Consider the following 14,311-nt stretch of genomic DNA (forward strand, 5'->3'; position numbering starts at 1 on the left):
TGGGTCTTCTCACCCCCCGGCCGCGCCTGCGGGGCGGGGGAGCCACGGCCCGCTTGTCCCCCCGCCCCTTCCCCCTGGGGGGCGGGGGGCGGGGGGCCCGCGCCCACGACACGCGCGCGGAACGGTCCGGCCGGCCCGCCCGCCGATACCCCGCACCGTATGCTGGAAGTGCGCAGGGCGTCCGCGACCCGCTGTCCGCGGCTCGCTGCCGCCGGCGGGGAGGAGTGGTCGCATGAGTGTCACCGACACGCACCCGGAGGCCGCTGCCGACAGCCCCCCGTCGTCCCCGCTGGTCGAGCGGGTCCGGCGCGGACTCGTCGGCGAGGGCGCGGTGCTGGACGGCCCGTACGGACCGCGGCGGATCACCTACGCCGACTACACCGCCTCCGGCCGCTCCCTCGACTTCATCGAGGACTTCATCCGCGAGGCCGTCCTCCCCCGGTACGCCAACACCCACACCGAGAGCTCCGGCACCGGCCTCCAGACCACCCGGCTGCGCGAGGACGCGCGGCGGCTCATCCGGGACGCGGTCGGCGGCACCGACGAGCACCTGGTGATCTTCTGCGGCTCGGGGGCCACCGGCGCCGTCAACAAGCTCGTCGGCATCCTCGAACTGCGGCTGCCCGCCGGGCTCGACGCCCGCTACGGACTGCGCCGCCGGATACCCCCGGCCGAGCGCCCGGCCGTCCTGGTCGGCCCGTACGAGCACCACTCCAACGAACTCCCCTGGCGGGAGTCGATCGCCGACGTGGTCGAGATCGGCACCGACGCCGACGGCCACGTCGACCTGGCCGACCTGCGGGCGCAGCTCGTCCGCTTCGCCGACCGCCCGATGCGCATCGGCAGCTTCTCGGCCGCCTCCAACGTCACCGGCATCCTGACCGACGCGGACGCCGTGGCGCGCACCCTCCACGAGCACGGCGCCCTGTCGTTCTGGGACTACGCCGCAGCCGGCCCGTACGTGCCGATCCGGGTCGGCGAGAGCGCGCCCGGGTGCGGGGACCACAAGGACGCCGTCTTCCTGTCGCCGCACAAGTTCCCCGGCGGGCCGCAGACCCCCGGGGTGCTGGTGGTCCGCCGCGACCTGGTCCGCAACCAGGTGCCGACCGCGCCCGGCGGCGGCACCGTCGCCTTCGTCGACCCGGAGGGGCACCGCTACCTGGCGGACCCGGTGGCCAGGGAGGAGGGCGGCACCCCCGCGATCGTCGAGTCCGTCCGGGCCGGGCTGGTCTTCGGCCTCAAGCAGGCCGTCGGCACCGATCTGATCCAGGCCTGCGAGGAGCGGCTGTGGCGCACCGCCCTCGCCCTGTGGCGGCACAACCCGCGGATCGACGTGCTCGGCAGCCACGACGCGCCGCGACTGTCGATCGTCTCGTTCCGGATCGGCCACGGCGGGCGCTACCTGCACCACAACTTCGTGGTGGCGCTGCTCAACGACCTGTTCGGCATCCAGGCCCGCGGCGGGTGCTCCTGCGCCGCGCCCTACGGCCACCGGCTGCTGTCGATCGACGCACCGCACTCGCACGCCTTCCGCGACGAGGTCACCGGGCACGGCTGCGAGGGGATCAAGCCGGGCTGGACGAGGATCAACTTCCACTACTTCCTGACCGACACCGTGCGGGACTACCTGATCGACGCGGTCGATCTGCTCGCCACGTACGGGCACCGGCTGCTGCCGGACTACCGCTTCGATCCCGGCAGCGGGCTGTGGCGCCACCGCCGCTCCCCCGGCGAGCCGCCGCTGCGCCTCGGCGACCTGCGCTACGACGACCACGGCCCGCGCTGGCCGCGCGGGGGCGCCCCGCTCGGCGAGGAGGCGCTGGCCCGCCACCTGGCCGACGCCCGGCACATCCTGGCCGAGCGCCCCGACGCGGACGGCGACGGCCCGACCGGCCTGTCGCCCGGGTTCGAGGCGCTGCGCTGGTTCCCGCTGCCGGCCGCCTGCCTGGAGCCCTGACCGGCGCCGCGCCGGAGGGAGGAACCGACCATGGCCCACGCGCACCGGATGAGGCACCACGTCGCCGAGCAGTGGCAGGTCCGCGCCGCGGACCGCCGGGGGCGGGCCGCCGCCCGGCGCTGGCGGCACTCCGGTTCCGAACCCCGCTGGGCCGCCAGTGACCTGGCCGCCCGCCGCATGCTCTCGCTGATCTTCGCCCCGGCGTTCGTGCTCGGCGCGGCGGGCGCCGCCGTCCTGGCCGCCCTCGCGGCACCGAACGCCGATCCCGGGACGGCGTTCTACACCGCGGTGGCCGCGGTGTGCGCCCTGTTCGCCGTGGTCGCGCTGGTGGACCTGTGGGTGATCCGGCGCCGGATGGCGGAGCAGCGGCGCTGGCACCACTGAGTGTGGCGCCCGGTACGGGCGGACGCCCGGACGAGGGCACCGGGCCGCACGGCTGTCACACGCGGCTGGCAGGCTGTCAGGACAGTTCACACGAAGCGAAGGACGCATCCCATGAACCTGTCCGTAGGCCCGCGTCACGTCGTGCGGGGCGCGCTCGTCGGGGCCGGGGCCGCCCTGCTGCTCACCGCCCTGGCCGGCTGCTCCGAGGACAAGGAGACAGTGGCGAGCTGGTCCGCGAAGGGCGGCAAGGATCACGCCGTCACCATCGGCAAGGACCTGACCGTCCTGGGCCAGGCGAGCGGTTCGGGCAGCAAGGACCCCGCGATCGCCGCGCGGTGCCGTCAGGTGCTCGACGACGTGAAGGCGGCCAAGGCCTTCCGTACCCTGCCCGACGAGGCCGCGCGCCGCAGCTGGGAGGAGACGCTCGACAAGATGGAGAAGGTCACCACCGACTGCCTGAGCAACGCCGCGGCCGGCACCGGGGGCGCCGATCTCGCCGCGCTCTTCGACGTCGAGTCCTCGTACCGCGCGTTCGCCGACTCCCTCGGGTACGCCCGCGAGCAGCCCTGATCCCCGACGCTCCGTCAGGACAGGTGCGGGAAGCGGTACTCGGTGCGGCTGGCCAGGACCTCGCCCGGGCGCAGCACGGTGGCGGGGAAGTCGGGGCGGTTCGGCGCGTCAGGGAAGTGCTGGGTCTCCAGGCAGACCGCGGCGTGCCGCCCGTACACTCGGCCGCCGGGGCCGACGAGCGAGCCGTCGAGCTGGTTGCCGGTGTAGACCTGGAGGCCGGGTTCGGTGGTCCACACCTCCAGGGTGCGCAGTCCGCCGGGCGCGGTGAGGCGGGCGGCCCGGCGCGGGGTGTGCCGCCCGGGGCTCGGGCGCAGTACCCAGCAGTGGTCCAGGCCGCCGGCCTCGCGCAGCTGCCGGTCCGGCCGGGCCAGTGCGACGCCGACGGAGCGGGCGGCGGTCAGGTCGAAGGCGGTGCCGGCGACGGGCTGCGGGCCGCCGGCGGGGATCCCGGCGGTGTCGACCGGCAGGTAGGCGTCGGCGTCCACGGCGAGGTCGTGGCCGAGGATGTCGGGCCCCTCCGCCAGGTTGAAGTACGCGTGGTTGGTGAGGTTGACGACGGTGGGCCGGTCGGTGGCCGCGGACCAGTCGAGCGCGAGGGTGCCGGCGCCGTCCAGGCGGTAGGTGGCGGTGACGTCCAGGGCGCCGGGGAAGCCCATGTCGCCGTCCGGGCTGTGCAGGGTGAGGCGCAGTGCGGCGCACCCGTCCTCGCGGGCCGGCTCGGCGTGCCAGACCCGCCGGTCGAAGCCGTCCGGCCCGCCGTGCAGGGCGTGGCCGCGGTCGTTGACGGGGATCCGGTGCTCGGTGCCGTCGAGCGTGAACCGGCCGTGCGCGATCCGGTTGGCGTACCGGCCGACCAGCGCGCCGAGGTAGCGGCTCTTCTCGGCGTACTGGTCGAGGGTCGGCAGCGACAGCACCACCGAGGCGGCGCGCCCCCGGGTGTCGGGGACGACGAGCCGGTGCAGGATGCCGCCGTAGGTGAGGATCTCGGCGTGCACACCGGTGCCGGAGTCGAGCCGCCAGAGGTCGACGGCGGTGCCGCCGGGGGCGGTGCCGAAGGGCAGGCGGTGGACGGTGGGTCGGGGCATGGTCGCTTCCTCGGAGGGCCGGAGGTCGAAGGTGCGGGCGGGGGCGGTGCGGACGACGGGGCGTCAGTACGGCCGGCCGGCGGTGGAGTCGCGGACGACGAGGCGGTGGCCGGGCCGCTCGCGCCGGGGCTCGGCCGGCGGCCGCCCGGTGAGGCGGGCGGCCAGGCGGTCGACCGCGAGCCGGGCGATGGCGGTCTTGTCCGGGGCGATCGTGGTCAGGGCGACGGCGGCGAAACGGCCGTCCTCGATGTCGTCGAAGCCGACCACGGCGACGTCCTCCGGGATGCGCAGTCCGCGTTCGGTGAGGGTGCGCATGGCGCCGATGGCGATCAGGTCGTTGTAGGCGAAGACCGCGTCGGGCCGCTCGCCGCGGTCGAGCAGGGCGGCCATCGCGGCGGCGCCGTCGGCCCGCCCGTAGCCGTCGGTGACGACCACCAGGGAGGAGTCCGGTTCGATCCCCGCGGCCCGCAGCTCCTCGCTCCAGCCGCGCAGCCGCATGTGGGCGGGCTGGCGCTCGTGGCCCGTCCGGGAGCCGAGGAAGGCGATCCGCCGGTGCCCGAGGGTGAGCAGGTGGCGGACGGCCTCGCGGGCCGCGGTCACGTTGTCGATGGCGATGTGGTCGTACGGCGCCTCGTACTCGCGCTCGCCGAGCAGGACCAGCGGGACGGTCTCGTCGCGGCCGGTGAGGTCCTCGGCCTCCAGGTGGATCGGGCTGAGGATCAGGCCGTCGATGATGTGCGAGCTGAAGCCCTTGCTGACCAGGATCTCCCGCTCGCGCCGACCGGCGGTGTGGTCGACCAGCACGGTGTAGTCGTGCGCGGCGGCCGCGTCGATGACCGCGCCGGCCAGCTCCGCGAAGTACGGGTTGCCGAGCTCGGGCACCGCGAGGGCGATGATGCCCGTCCGCCCCTTGCGCAGGTGGCGGGCGGTCAGGTTGGGGCGGTAGCCCAGCTCGTCGATGGCGTGCTGGACGCGCGCGCGCATCTGCGGGGTGACGTGCGGATAGTTGTTGACCACGTTGGACACGGTCTTGACCGAGACGCCCGCCCGCTGCGCGACGTCCTTGAGGCTGACGCCCACGGCGCTCCTTCATTGGCTGGGAACGGCCCCGGCGGTGCCCGGGACCGGCTGTGCGGAACCGGGCACCGCCGGCCGGCGGGGCGGCCGGGTGCCGGTCAGGTGGAGCGGCGGCCGCGGGCGAGGTAGCGCTGCGCCACCACGACGAGGATCAGGAAGCCGCCGCTGACCACCGACTGGTAGGAGGAGTTCAGCGAGCCGATCTGGTTGATGAGGTTCTGGATGACGGCGAGCAGCAGGACGCCCCACAGGGTGCCGCTGACCGAGCCGGCGCCGCCGACCAGCAGGGTGCCGCCGATGACGACGGCGGAGATCGCGTCGAGCTCCATGCCGACGCCGACGATGGTGACGCCGGAGGAGAGCCGGGCCGCGTTGATCGCCCCGGCCAGCCCGGCCAGCAGGCCGCTCAGCAGGTAGACCGTCACCTTGGCGCGGGCGACCGGCAGGCCCATCAGGGTGGCGGCGTCCGCGCTGCCGCCGACCGCGAACAGGGTCTGCCCGAACGAGGTGCGCTGCAGCAGCAGGCCGCCGGCGCCCACCTGGCCGCGGGCCCCCCGCGGGGGGACCCCCCCCCCCCCGCGGGGGCCCGGGCCGCGCGCGGCGACGGCCGCGCCCCGCGGCACCAGATAGGTGGTGGCGCCCTCGTGGGTGATGGCGAGCAGCAGGCCGCGGGCGGCCAGCAGGGAGGCCAGCGTGACGATGAACGGGGCCATCCCGGCCCTGGCCACCAGCAGGCCGTTCACCGCGCCGATCGCGCCGCAGACGGCGAGCGGCAGCAGCAGCGCGGGCACGATCCCCCACTGCGAGGCCCAGGCGGCCAGCACACCGCCGAGGGCGAAGACCGAGCCGACCGACAGGTCGATCCCGCCGGTGATGATCACCAGGGTCATGCCGAGCGCGACGACGGCGAGGAACGAGGCCTGGACGGTGATGCTGCGGGCGTTGTCGAGCGTGCCGAAGCTCGGGTAGACGATCGAGGAGAGGACGACGACGACGAGGAGGACGGCGAGCACGCCCTGGCGCTGGAGCAGTGCCAGCAGGCGCTCGCGGCCCGCCGGGCCTGCGGTGCGGCCGGCGGCTGCGGCCGGCGGGGCGGACGGGGCGGTGGCGGGCTCGGGCAGGCCGAGTGCGGGGGTGGGGTTCATCGGGACCGGCGCTCCCGGGCGACGTAGACGGCGGCGAGGATGATGGCCGCCTGGGCGATCTGGGCGGTGGAGTCGGGCAGGTCGTGCTTGACCAGGGTGGCGCGCAGCAGCTGCATCAGCAGGGCGCCCGCGACGGTGCCGAGAACCCGGACGGACCCGCCGGTCAGCGGGGTCCCGCCGACCACCACGGCGGTGATCGCGGAGAGCTCCATCAGGGTGCCGAGGGTGGACGGGTCACTGGCCGTCAGCCGGGCGGTGGCGAGCACGCCCGCCAGGGCGGCGAGCACCCCGCACAGCACGTACACGCCGACCAGCAGGCGGCGGACGGGCAGTCCGGCGAGGGCGGCCGCGGACCGGTTGCCGCCGACGGCGACGACCTGGCGGCCGAAGGTCGTGCGGTGCACCAGGCCGGCCACGGCGAGGGCGAGCACCCCGGCGATGACCACGACCAGCGGGACGCCGAGCAGGCTGTCGGTGCCCAGCGCCAGCAGGTCGGGGTTGATGATCTGCTTGAGCTGCCCGTCCGCGAAGACCAGGGCCAGGCCGCGGCCGCCGACGAACAGGGCGAGCGTCGCGACGATCGGCTGCAGCCCGACCACCGACACCAGGGTGCCGTTGACCGCGCCGACCAGCGCGCCGGTGAGCAGCGCGATCAGCAGGGCCGGGACGAGGCCGTAGCCGAGGTAGAGCGGCAGCAGGGCGGAGGCCAGCGCCATCGTCGAGCCGACCGAGAGGTCCACGCCCTCGGTGCCGATCACCAGCGCCATGCCGAGCGCCACGATCACCACGGGGGCGACCTGGACGAGCTGGGTCCGCAGGTTGTCGGCGGTCAGGAAGCGGTCGGTGAACAGGGCGTTGAACACCAGCAGGGCCGCGAGCGCGGCGTAGACGCCGTACTCCTGGAACCACGCGGAGCTCGGCAGCCGGATCGGGCCGCGCGCGGGGACGGCGGTCGCCTGGGTCATCGGGGGTCCTCCTTGCCGGCGCGGGCCGGGCGGGGCTGGGCGGGGGCCGGGCCGTCGCCGGGCCCGGCGTCCCCGGCGGCGGGCTCGGGCTCCGCGGCGCGCTCGGAGTCCGCGGCGGGCTCGGGCTCGGCCCGGTCCGAGCCGTGGTCGGCGAGGACGGCCAGCAGTTCGCTCTCGCCGACCCGGTCGCCGGTGAGCTCGCCGGCGACCGCGCCGCTGCGCAGCACGACGATCCGGTCGGCGCCCTCGACGAGTTCCTCGATGTCGGAGGAGATCAGCAGGACGGCGAGGCCCTCCCGGGCGAGTTCGTCGATCAGCGCCTGGACCTCGGCCTTGGCGCCGACGTCGATGCCGCGGGTGGGCTCGTCCAGCAGCAGCACCGTGGGCTCCAGGCAGAGCCAGCGGGCGAGCAGCACTTTCTGCTGGTTGCCGCCGGAGAGTTCGGAGACCTTCTGCTCGGGGCTGGAGGCCTTGATCCGCAGCCGCTTCATGAAGACCTCGACGACCCGGTCCTGCCGGGCCCGGGAGACGATGCCGGCCCGGGACAGCCGCGGCATCGCCGCGAGCACGATGTTCTCCCGTACGGAGAGCCCGGGGATGATGCCCTCGGCCTTGCGGTCCTCGGGCAGCATGCTGATGCCGGCCCGGATCGCCCCCGCCGAGCTGGTGCGGCGCAGCGTACGGCCGCCGACGGTGACCGTGCCGCCGTCCAGCGGCAGCGCGCCGGCCAGGGCCTTCGCGGTCTCACTGCGGCCGGAACCGAGCAGCCCGCCGAGGCCGAGCACCTCGCCCGGGCGCAGCGCGAGGGAGACCGCGTCAATGCGGTGACGTACCATCAGATCGTCCGCGACGAGCACGGGTTCGCGAGCGACGGCGTGGCCCTCGTCGCCGAAGCCGGTGACGCCGTGCCGGCGGACCTCGGCGACGTCGCGGCCCAGCATCATCGACACCAGCTGCATGCGGTCGAGGTCGGCGAGGTCGCCGGTGTGGATGTGGCGGCCGTCGCGCAGCACGGTGACGCGCTCGCAGAGCCGGTAGAGCTCGTCCATCCGGTGGCTGACGTAGAGGATCGCGATGCCCTGGCGGCGGAGTTCGCCGACCACCCGGAAGAGCGTCTCGACCTCGCGGGGCTCCAGCGAGGAGGTGGGCTCGTCCATCACGACGACCTGCGCCTCGACGGAGACCGCGCGGGCCAGCGCGACCATCTGCTGGGTGCCGAGGCCGAGGGTGTGCAGCGGCCGGCGCGGGTCGACGTCGATGCCGAAGCCGGCCAGCAGCCCGGCCGCCTCGCGGTGCATCCGGGGGAAGTCGATGAGGCCGAAGCGCTTGACGGGTTCGCGGCCGAGGAAGATGTTCCGCGCCACGCTCATCAGCGGGACGAGGTTGACCTCCTGGTAGATGGTGGAGATGCCGGCCCGCTGCGCCTCGGAGGGCCGGGCGAACGACACCGGGGCGCCGGCCAGCAGGAGTTCACCGCCGTCCGGGCGGTGGACGCCGGTGAGGACCTTGATGAGGGTGGACTTGCCCGCCCCGTTCTCGCCGACGAGGGCATGGGTCTCGCCGGGCCGCAGCGCGAAGGAGACGTCGTCGAGGGCCACCACGCCGGGGAATCGCTTGCTGACGCCGCGGGCCTCCAGCACGGGGGCGGCCGCGGGGAGGTCGGCGGGGGCGGCCCGGGTGGCCGCCGCTTCGGGGGGTGCCATGGTCACTGGCCTTCCGGAGGGTCGAGGGGTGGTTCCGGGCCGCCGCGCGGCGGGGTGTGCGCGGCGGCCCGGGGTGTGCGGTGCGGGCCGGGTCAGTACGCGCCGGCGACCGAGGCGGCGGCGTTGGCGGCGTCGTACGCGCGGTCGGTGATCACGATGTCCTGCGGGATCGCCTCGCCGGAGAAGAACTTCTGCGCGGTGGCGAAGGCCAGCGGGCCGAACCGCGGGTTGGACTCGATGACCCCGTTGTACTCGCCGGCGGCGAGGGCCTGGACGGCGTTGCGGGTGCCGTCGATCGACACCACCATGACGTCCTTGCCCGGCTTCTTGCCGGCGCCCTTGAGCGCGGTCACCGCGCCGAGGCCCATCTCGTCGTTCTCCGCGTACACCGCGGTGATCTCCGGCTTGGACTGGATCAGCTGCTCCATGACCTGCTGGCCCTTGTCGCGGGCGAACTCGCCGGTCTGCTGGGCGACGATCTCCAGGCCCGGGGCCTTCGCCTTCAGCTCGTCGACGAAGCCGCTGGTGCGGTCGGTGGTCACGTTGTTGCCGGAGGCGCCGAGCAGGATCGCGACCTTGCCGGTGCCGCCGGTGGCCTGGATCAGCGCATCGGCGGCCCGCTTGCCCTGCTCGACGAAGTTCGAGCCGATGAAGGCCAGGTAGTCCTTGCAGGCGGTGGCGTTGATCTTGCGGTCCACGGTGATCACCGGGACGTGCTTGGCCGCGGCGGCGGCGAGCGCCGGCTGGAGGCCGTCGGAGTTCAGCGGCGCGACGATGAGCAGCTGCGCCCCCTGGTTCAGCATGTCCTGGATGTCGCTGATCTGCTTGGAGAGCTGCGACTGCGCGTTGGTGGTGAGCAGCTTCTTCACGCCGAGCTTGGCCGCCTCGTCCTTGATGGACTGGGTCTCGGCGATGCGGAACGGGTTGGCCTCCTTCTCCGACTGGGAGAAGCCGACCACCGCGTCCTTGAGGTCGATCTTCGTCGCGCCGTAGCTCTGCAGGGTGCAGCCCGAGGCCGTGGAGGACGCCGCGTCGGTCGGGGTCTGCGCCACCTGGGCGGCCTGCCCGTCGCCCGAACCGACGGCGGGGGTCTCGGACTTGGCGCATCCGGTGGCGGCGAGCCCGACGGAGGCGGCGATCAGGGTGGCGAGGAGGAGTCTGCGCGGGCCGTGCGTGGCGTTCATGACGAGGACACTCCTTGGCGGGGGACACCGCCGCCGGGCAGGTGGGCCGGGCGGCTCGGTGGAGAGGCTGAGTGCGGGATGGACAGCGGGTGCCGAACGGGCCGGCGGGGCCCTGCGCGGAGGGTGAGCGGAATCCGGCGCAGGAACGACCGTGCGAGGTCCGAGGCGCTTCTCGGCGTCGCTGTTTACAACGTTATATAGGCCGCCCGAACCGGCGGGCAAGAGTGTTTCGCACGCATTTCCCGCCCATTCCCCGGCGGGCCCAGGGCTGCCGGGTGCGCGTCAACCCGCCGCGGGAACACCCGGGTTGACGGGGGGTACGGCGCCGTCGCGGCGGGTCTCCGGACGGCCGGCGAGGCGACGCCACTGCGCAAGAGCGCTGGTCACCGGGGGCGCCCAGGGCCGGGCACGCAGCGCTCGGGGGCGCCGGGCGGCGGACGGGGCCCGCCGGCCGGATGCACCGTCAACCCTGGTCGGCAGCGGGCGGAGCACGTCACCGGGAAGCACGGCGGACACATTCCCGTGATGCATGGGCCCCAAGGGCTGGACAGGGCAGCGGGGCCGTGCTGTCATTCTGGCTGTCCCGATTTTCCAACGTTGCAACGGGTCGTCACCAGCCCCTGTGCACCGGCCGGATCGACTCCGGACGGCCGCGCTCCGGCACGCCCCGGCGCTGCCGTGCGGCCATGCCGTGCGCCACCGCGCCGAGGCCCGCGTCCACGCCCCCGGGGCGGCCGCGGACCGGGCACCGCCGTACCCGCCGCCGGAGTCCGGCCACGAGCTGCCCCCTCGGCACCACCCCCTGCCGCGGCGGTCCCGCGGGCCGCGGGCCGGCGGCGCGCACCCCCCACCCACCTCTCCCGGACGGTCGGACGGCCGTCCGGGAGGTGCCCCACCCTCCACTCCCCCCTGCGAGGAGCAACCGCATGAGACGACAGCCAGCCCGCCGCCACGGGCGCGGGATGTGGGCGCTGCTGCTGGCAGCGACCCTCTCGCTGCCCGTGGTCGGCCTGGTCCCCGGCACCTCCGCCGCGGAACCGGCCGACGGCGCCACCGCGTTCGCGTCCGGCGACCCGAACGCCCAGGTGCACGGCCTGAAGGGCGAGTACTACCGGATGTCGGCTCCGGGCGCCCACGACTTCGCCGAGCTCGGCGGCACCGAACTCGACCCGCAGATCGACCTGCCCGGCCTGGCCGACACCTTCCAGGAGCTGACCGGCCGCCAGGAGAACACCACCGCCCGCTGGACCGGCCAGGTCGAGGCCCCCGCCACCGGGGACTACACCTTCTACGCGATCGGCGACAACGGCTTCCGGCTGTTCATCGACGGTCAGCCGGTCATCGACCACTGGGTGGGCGACTGGGACCGCGAGCAGACCAGTGCCGCCGTCCACCTCGCCGCCGGCGAACGTCACGACTTCCGCCTGGAGATGTTCCAGGACACCGGCGGCGCCAACATGTACCTGCGCTGGTCCGCCCCCGGCCTGGCGAAGCAGATCGTGCCCGAGTCCGCGTTCACCCCGCCCGCCGGGTTCAGCGTCTATCCGGTCGCGCTCTCCGTCGCCCAGGACGGCCTCAAGGTCCAGGCCACCTTCGACGGCAAGGTCGGCAACGCCACCGCCGTCGCCGACCACCTGCGGGTCGAGGCCGACACCACCGCGATGCCGCTGAAGTCCGTCGCGGTCGCCAAGGACGACAAGCGGTCGCTGATCGTGAAGCTCGCCGAGCCGATCCAGAAGGGCCAGAAGGTCCGGGTCCGCTACGACGGCACCGGCGGCCTGACGTCCGGCGGCGAGGCTGTCCCCGAGATCGCCCGCACCGCGGACAACGCGTCCACCCACCGCCTCACCACCCCGTTCGGCGACAAGGTCGACCCGAACCACCCGCTGCCCGAGTACCCGCGCCCGCAGCAGGTGCGCGACGACTGGCTGAACCTCAACGGCCCCTGGCAGTTCGCGGCCGCCACCGCCGGCGAGCAGCCGGTGTTCGGCAAGGACCTCGGCGAGCGGATCATCGTCCCGTACCCGGTCGAGTCCCAGCTCTCCGGCCTGGAGCGGCACGAGGACCACATGTTCTACCGGCGGACGGTGACCGTCCCGAAGAACTGGAGGATCGGCAGTGGCGAGCGCCTCAAGCTGAACTTCGGCGCCGTCGACTACCGGGCCACCGTCTGGGTCAACGGGACGAAGGTCGCCGAGCACACCGGCGGCTACACCGGCTTCAGCGCCGACATCACCGACGCCCTCAAGGGCACCGGGCCGCAGGAGATCGTGGTCGCCGTCACCGACACCGCCGGCGCGAACCAGCCGATCGGCAAGCAGTCCGGCTCCCCCGGCGGCATCGTCTACACCCAGTCCTCCGGCATCTGGCAGACCGTCTGGATGGAGCCCGTCGCCGCCACCTCGATCGAGAGCCTGACCACCACCCCCGACATCGACGGCGGCACCCTCGCGGTCACCGTCAACTCCCCCGGCGCACCCGCCGGGACGCTCGTCAGGGCGGTCGCCAAGGACGCCGCGGGCAACATCGTCGGCTCGATCAGCGGCCCCGCCAACACCCTGCTGCACCTGCCGGTCGCCAACCAGCACCTGTGGACGCCGGACGACCCGTACCTCTACGACCTCAAGGTCACGCTGACCAGCGGCAAGCAGACCGACACCGTCAAGAGCTACTTCGGCATGCGGAAGATCGCCCTCGCGAACGTCGGCGGCTACCAGAAGATCGTCCTCAACGGGAAGCCGATCTTCTCGCTCGCCGAACTCGACCAGGGCTTCTGGCCGGACGGCCTCTACACCCCGCCGAGCGAGGCCGCCATCGCCTTCGACCTCAAGGCGCAGAAGGACCTCGGCTTCAACGCCGTCCGCAAGCACATCAAGGTCGAGCCGCCGCGCTGGTACTACCAGGCCGACAAGCTGGGCCTGCTGGTCTGGCAGGACTTCGTCTCCGGCGACTACAGCACCGCCGCCGGCCAGCAGGAGTTCGTCGACGAGGGCACCGCGGAGATGAAGCTGCTGCACAACTCCCCCTCCGTGATCGGCTGGATCGTCTTCAACGAGGGCTGGGGCGAGTGGGACCGCACCGCCACCGGCAAGCTCGCCGAGGCCGTCAAGGCCGCTGACCCGTCCCGGCTGGTCAACGCCCACAGCGGCGTCAACTGCTGCGCCTCCAAGGGCGACTCCGGCAAGGGCGACATCATCGACCACCACGACTACGGCAACAACGACCCGGCGTTCCCCGACGCCACCCGCGCCGCGATGGACGGTGAGCACGGCGGCTTCACCCTCCGCTCCCCCGGCCACATGTGGCCCGGCGCCCCGACCGTGATCTACAGCGGGGTGAACGACAAGGCCGCGCTCACCCAGAAGTACGTCCAGAACACCGAGACGTTCTACCTGGCGGCGGCCGGCGCCGAGCTCTCCGGCTCGGTCTACACCCAGGTCACCGACGTGGAGCACGAGCTCAACGGCCTCTGGACGTACGACCGCCGGCAGATCAAGGTCGACCCGGCCCAGGTCCGCGCGGTCAACCTCAAGGTGATCGCGGCCGGCGCCGACGCCGGGGCCCGATCCGAGCTGCACGGTGGCGGCTCCTGGTCACTCGACGAGGGCGCCGGCACCACCGCCGCCGACCAGGGCCCGAACCACGCCGACCTCACGCTGACCGGCGGCGCCTCCTGGGCCCCCGGCGTCAGCGGCAGTGCCCTGCACGTCAACGGCCAGGGCCAGTACGCCCAGACCGCCGGCCCGGTGCTCGACACCACCACCGGCTACTCGATCTCGGCCTGGGTCACCCTGGACGCCCTGCCGGGCAACTACGCCACCGCGGTCAGCCAGGACGGCCGGCGCATCGAGAACCCGTTCTACCTCCAGTACGGGCAGGGGGCGTTCGCCTTCAGCACCCCCGGCGGCAACCGGGCCCGGCTGCCGATCACCCCGCAGCTCGGCCACTGGTACCACCTCGTCGGCGTGCACGACGCGGCGAGCTCCACCATCCAGCTGTACGTCGACGGCACCCTCTCGGCGTCCGTCCCGTCCGGCCCGGCCGACGTCAGCACCGGCCCGCTCGCCATCGGCCGCGCCAAGTACAACGGCCAGAACGGCGACTTCTGGAACGGCTCCATCGACCAGGTGCACGCCTACGACCGGGCGCTGACCGCCGCGGAGGTGAGCGCCCTGCACACCGCCGAGCAGCCCGCCTGACCCGGCCCCGCAGCACCCGCCGGCCCCGGCGGTGGACGGTCG

Annotated in this window: 10 protein-coding genes; 4 read left to right on the top strand and 6 right to left on the bottom strand. The window is 74.0% G+C overall.

Features of this window, described 5'->3' with window-relative positions:
• Window positions 1–232 precede the first annotated feature (232 nt).
• From ACFV0G_RS20385 to ACFV0G_RS20395, 3 genes are all read left to right on the top strand, one after another.
• Window positions 233–1,957, top strand: coding sequence for an aminotransferase class V-fold PLP-dependent enzyme (locus ACFV0G_RS20385; RefSeq protein ID WP_380549439.1), 1,725 nt, complete (start codon window positions 233–235; stop codon window positions 1,955–1,957).
• A gap of 30 nt (window positions 1,958–1,987) precedes the next feature.
• A complete protein-coding gene (locus tag ACFV0G_RS20390; RefSeq protein ID WP_380549442.1) occupies window positions 1,988–2,341 on the top strand; it encodes a hypothetical protein in 354 nt (117 codons plus the stop codon).
• A 111-nt stretch (window positions 2,342–2,452) separates the two neighbouring features.
• Complete coding sequence (locus ACFV0G_RS20395) at window positions 2,453–2,911, top strand: hypothetical protein (protein ID WP_380549445.1); 459 nt, start codon at window positions 2,453–2,455, stop codon at window positions 2,909–2,911.
• A gap of 14 nt (window positions 2,912–2,925) precedes the next feature.
• Here ACFV0G_RS20395 and ACFV0G_RS20400 read toward each other — a convergent pair whose 3' ends face one another.
• The 6 genes from ACFV0G_RS20400 to ACFV0G_RS20425 form a co-directional block, all read right to left on the bottom strand.
• Window positions 2,926–3,996 (bottom strand): aldose epimerase family protein, encoded by a 1,071-nt coding sequence (locus ACFV0G_RS20400; protein WP_380549448.1) that lies wholly within the window; start codon window positions 3,994–3,996, stop codon window positions 2,926–2,928.
• A 63-nt stretch (window positions 3,997–4,059) separates the two neighbouring features.
• On the bottom strand, window positions 4,060–5,076 hold the full coding sequence (locus ACFV0G_RS20405; RefSeq protein ID WP_380549451.1) for a LacI family DNA-binding transcriptional regulator: 1,017 nt from the start codon (window positions 5,074–5,076) through the stop codon (window positions 4,060–4,062).
• A gap of 95 nt (window positions 5,077–5,171) precedes the next feature.
• Window positions 5,172–6,218: an ABC transporter permease gene (locus ACFV0G_RS20410; RefSeq protein ID WP_380549454.1), complete on the bottom strand. Its 1,047-nt coding sequence runs from the start codon at window positions 6,216–6,218 to the stop codon at window positions 5,172–5,174.
• Window positions 6,215–7,183 carry an ABC transporter permease gene (locus ACFV0G_RS20415; RefSeq protein WP_380549457.1) on the bottom strand — a complete coding sequence of 323 codons (969 nt, stop codon included), beginning with the start codon at window positions 7,181–7,183 and terminating at the stop codon, window positions 6,215–6,217. The genes ACFV0G_RS20410 and ACFV0G_RS20415 overlap by 4 nt, the downstream gene beginning before the upstream one ends.
• Window positions 7,180–8,886 (bottom strand): ATP-binding cassette domain-containing protein, encoded by a 1,707-nt coding sequence (locus ACFV0G_RS20420; protein ID WP_380549460.1) that lies wholly within the window; start codon window positions 8,884–8,886, stop codon window positions 7,180–7,182. The genes ACFV0G_RS20415 and ACFV0G_RS20420 overlap by 4 nt, the downstream gene beginning before the upstream one ends.
• A 92-nt stretch (window positions 8,887–8,978) precedes the next feature.
• Window positions 8,979–10,070 (bottom strand): ABC transporter substrate-binding protein, encoded by a 1,092-nt coding sequence (locus tag ACFV0G_RS20425; RefSeq protein WP_380549463.1) that lies wholly within the window; start codon window positions 10,068–10,070, stop codon window positions 8,979–8,981.
• 926 nt (window positions 10,071–10,996) lie between these two features.
• Between ACFV0G_RS20425 and ACFV0G_RS20430 the strand changes: the two genes are divergently transcribed.
• On the top strand, window positions 10,997–14,269 hold the full coding sequence (locus ACFV0G_RS20430; protein ID WP_380549466.1) for a LamG-like jellyroll fold domain-containing protein: 3,273 nt from the start codon (window positions 10,997–10,999) through the stop codon (window positions 14,267–14,269).
• The last annotated feature ends 42 nt before the right edge of the window (window positions 14,270–14,311 follow it).

This window comes from Kitasatospora sp. NPDC059571 (assembly GCF_042735675.1).
In the GTDB taxonomy this organism is placed as follows: Bacteria; Actinomycetota; Actinomycetes; order Streptomycetales; family Streptomycetaceae; genus Kitasatospora.

Coding starts and splice junctions, on each gene's coding strand:
- ACFV0G_RS20415 (WP_380549457.1), bottom strand. CDS start 7,183: ATGACCCAGGCGACCGCCGTCCCCGCGCGCGGCCCGATCCGGCTGCCG.
- ACFV0G_RS20400 (WP_380549448.1), bottom strand. CDS start 3,996: ATGCCCCGACCCACCGTCCACCGCCTGCCCTTCGGCACCGCCCCCGGC.
- ACFV0G_RS20420 (WP_380549460.1), bottom strand. CDS start 8,886: ATGGCACCCCCCGAAGCGGCGGCCACCCGGGCCGCCCCCGCCGACCTC.
- ACFV0G_RS20425 (WP_380549463.1), bottom strand. CDS start 10,070: ATGAACGCCACGCACGGCCCGCGCAGACTCCTCCTCGCCACCCTGATC.
- ACFV0G_RS20390 (WP_380549442.1), top strand. CDS start 1,988: ATGGCCCACGCGCACCGGATGAGGCACCACGTCGCCGAGCAGTGGCAG.
- ACFV0G_RS20395 (WP_380549445.1), top strand. CDS start 2,453: ATGAACCTGTCCGTAGGCCCGCGTCACGTCGTGCGGGGCGCGCTCGTC.
- ACFV0G_RS20410 (WP_380549454.1), bottom strand. CDS start 6,218: ATGAACCCCACCCCCGCACTCGGCCTGCCCGAGCCCGCCACCGCCCCG.
- ACFV0G_RS20385 (WP_380549439.1), top strand. CDS start 233: ATGAGTGTCACCGACACGCACCCGGAGGCCGCTGCCGACAGCCCCCCG.
- ACFV0G_RS20430 (WP_380549466.1), top strand. CDS start 10,997: ATGAGACGACAGCCAGCCCGCCGCCACGGGCGCGGGATGTGGGCGCTG.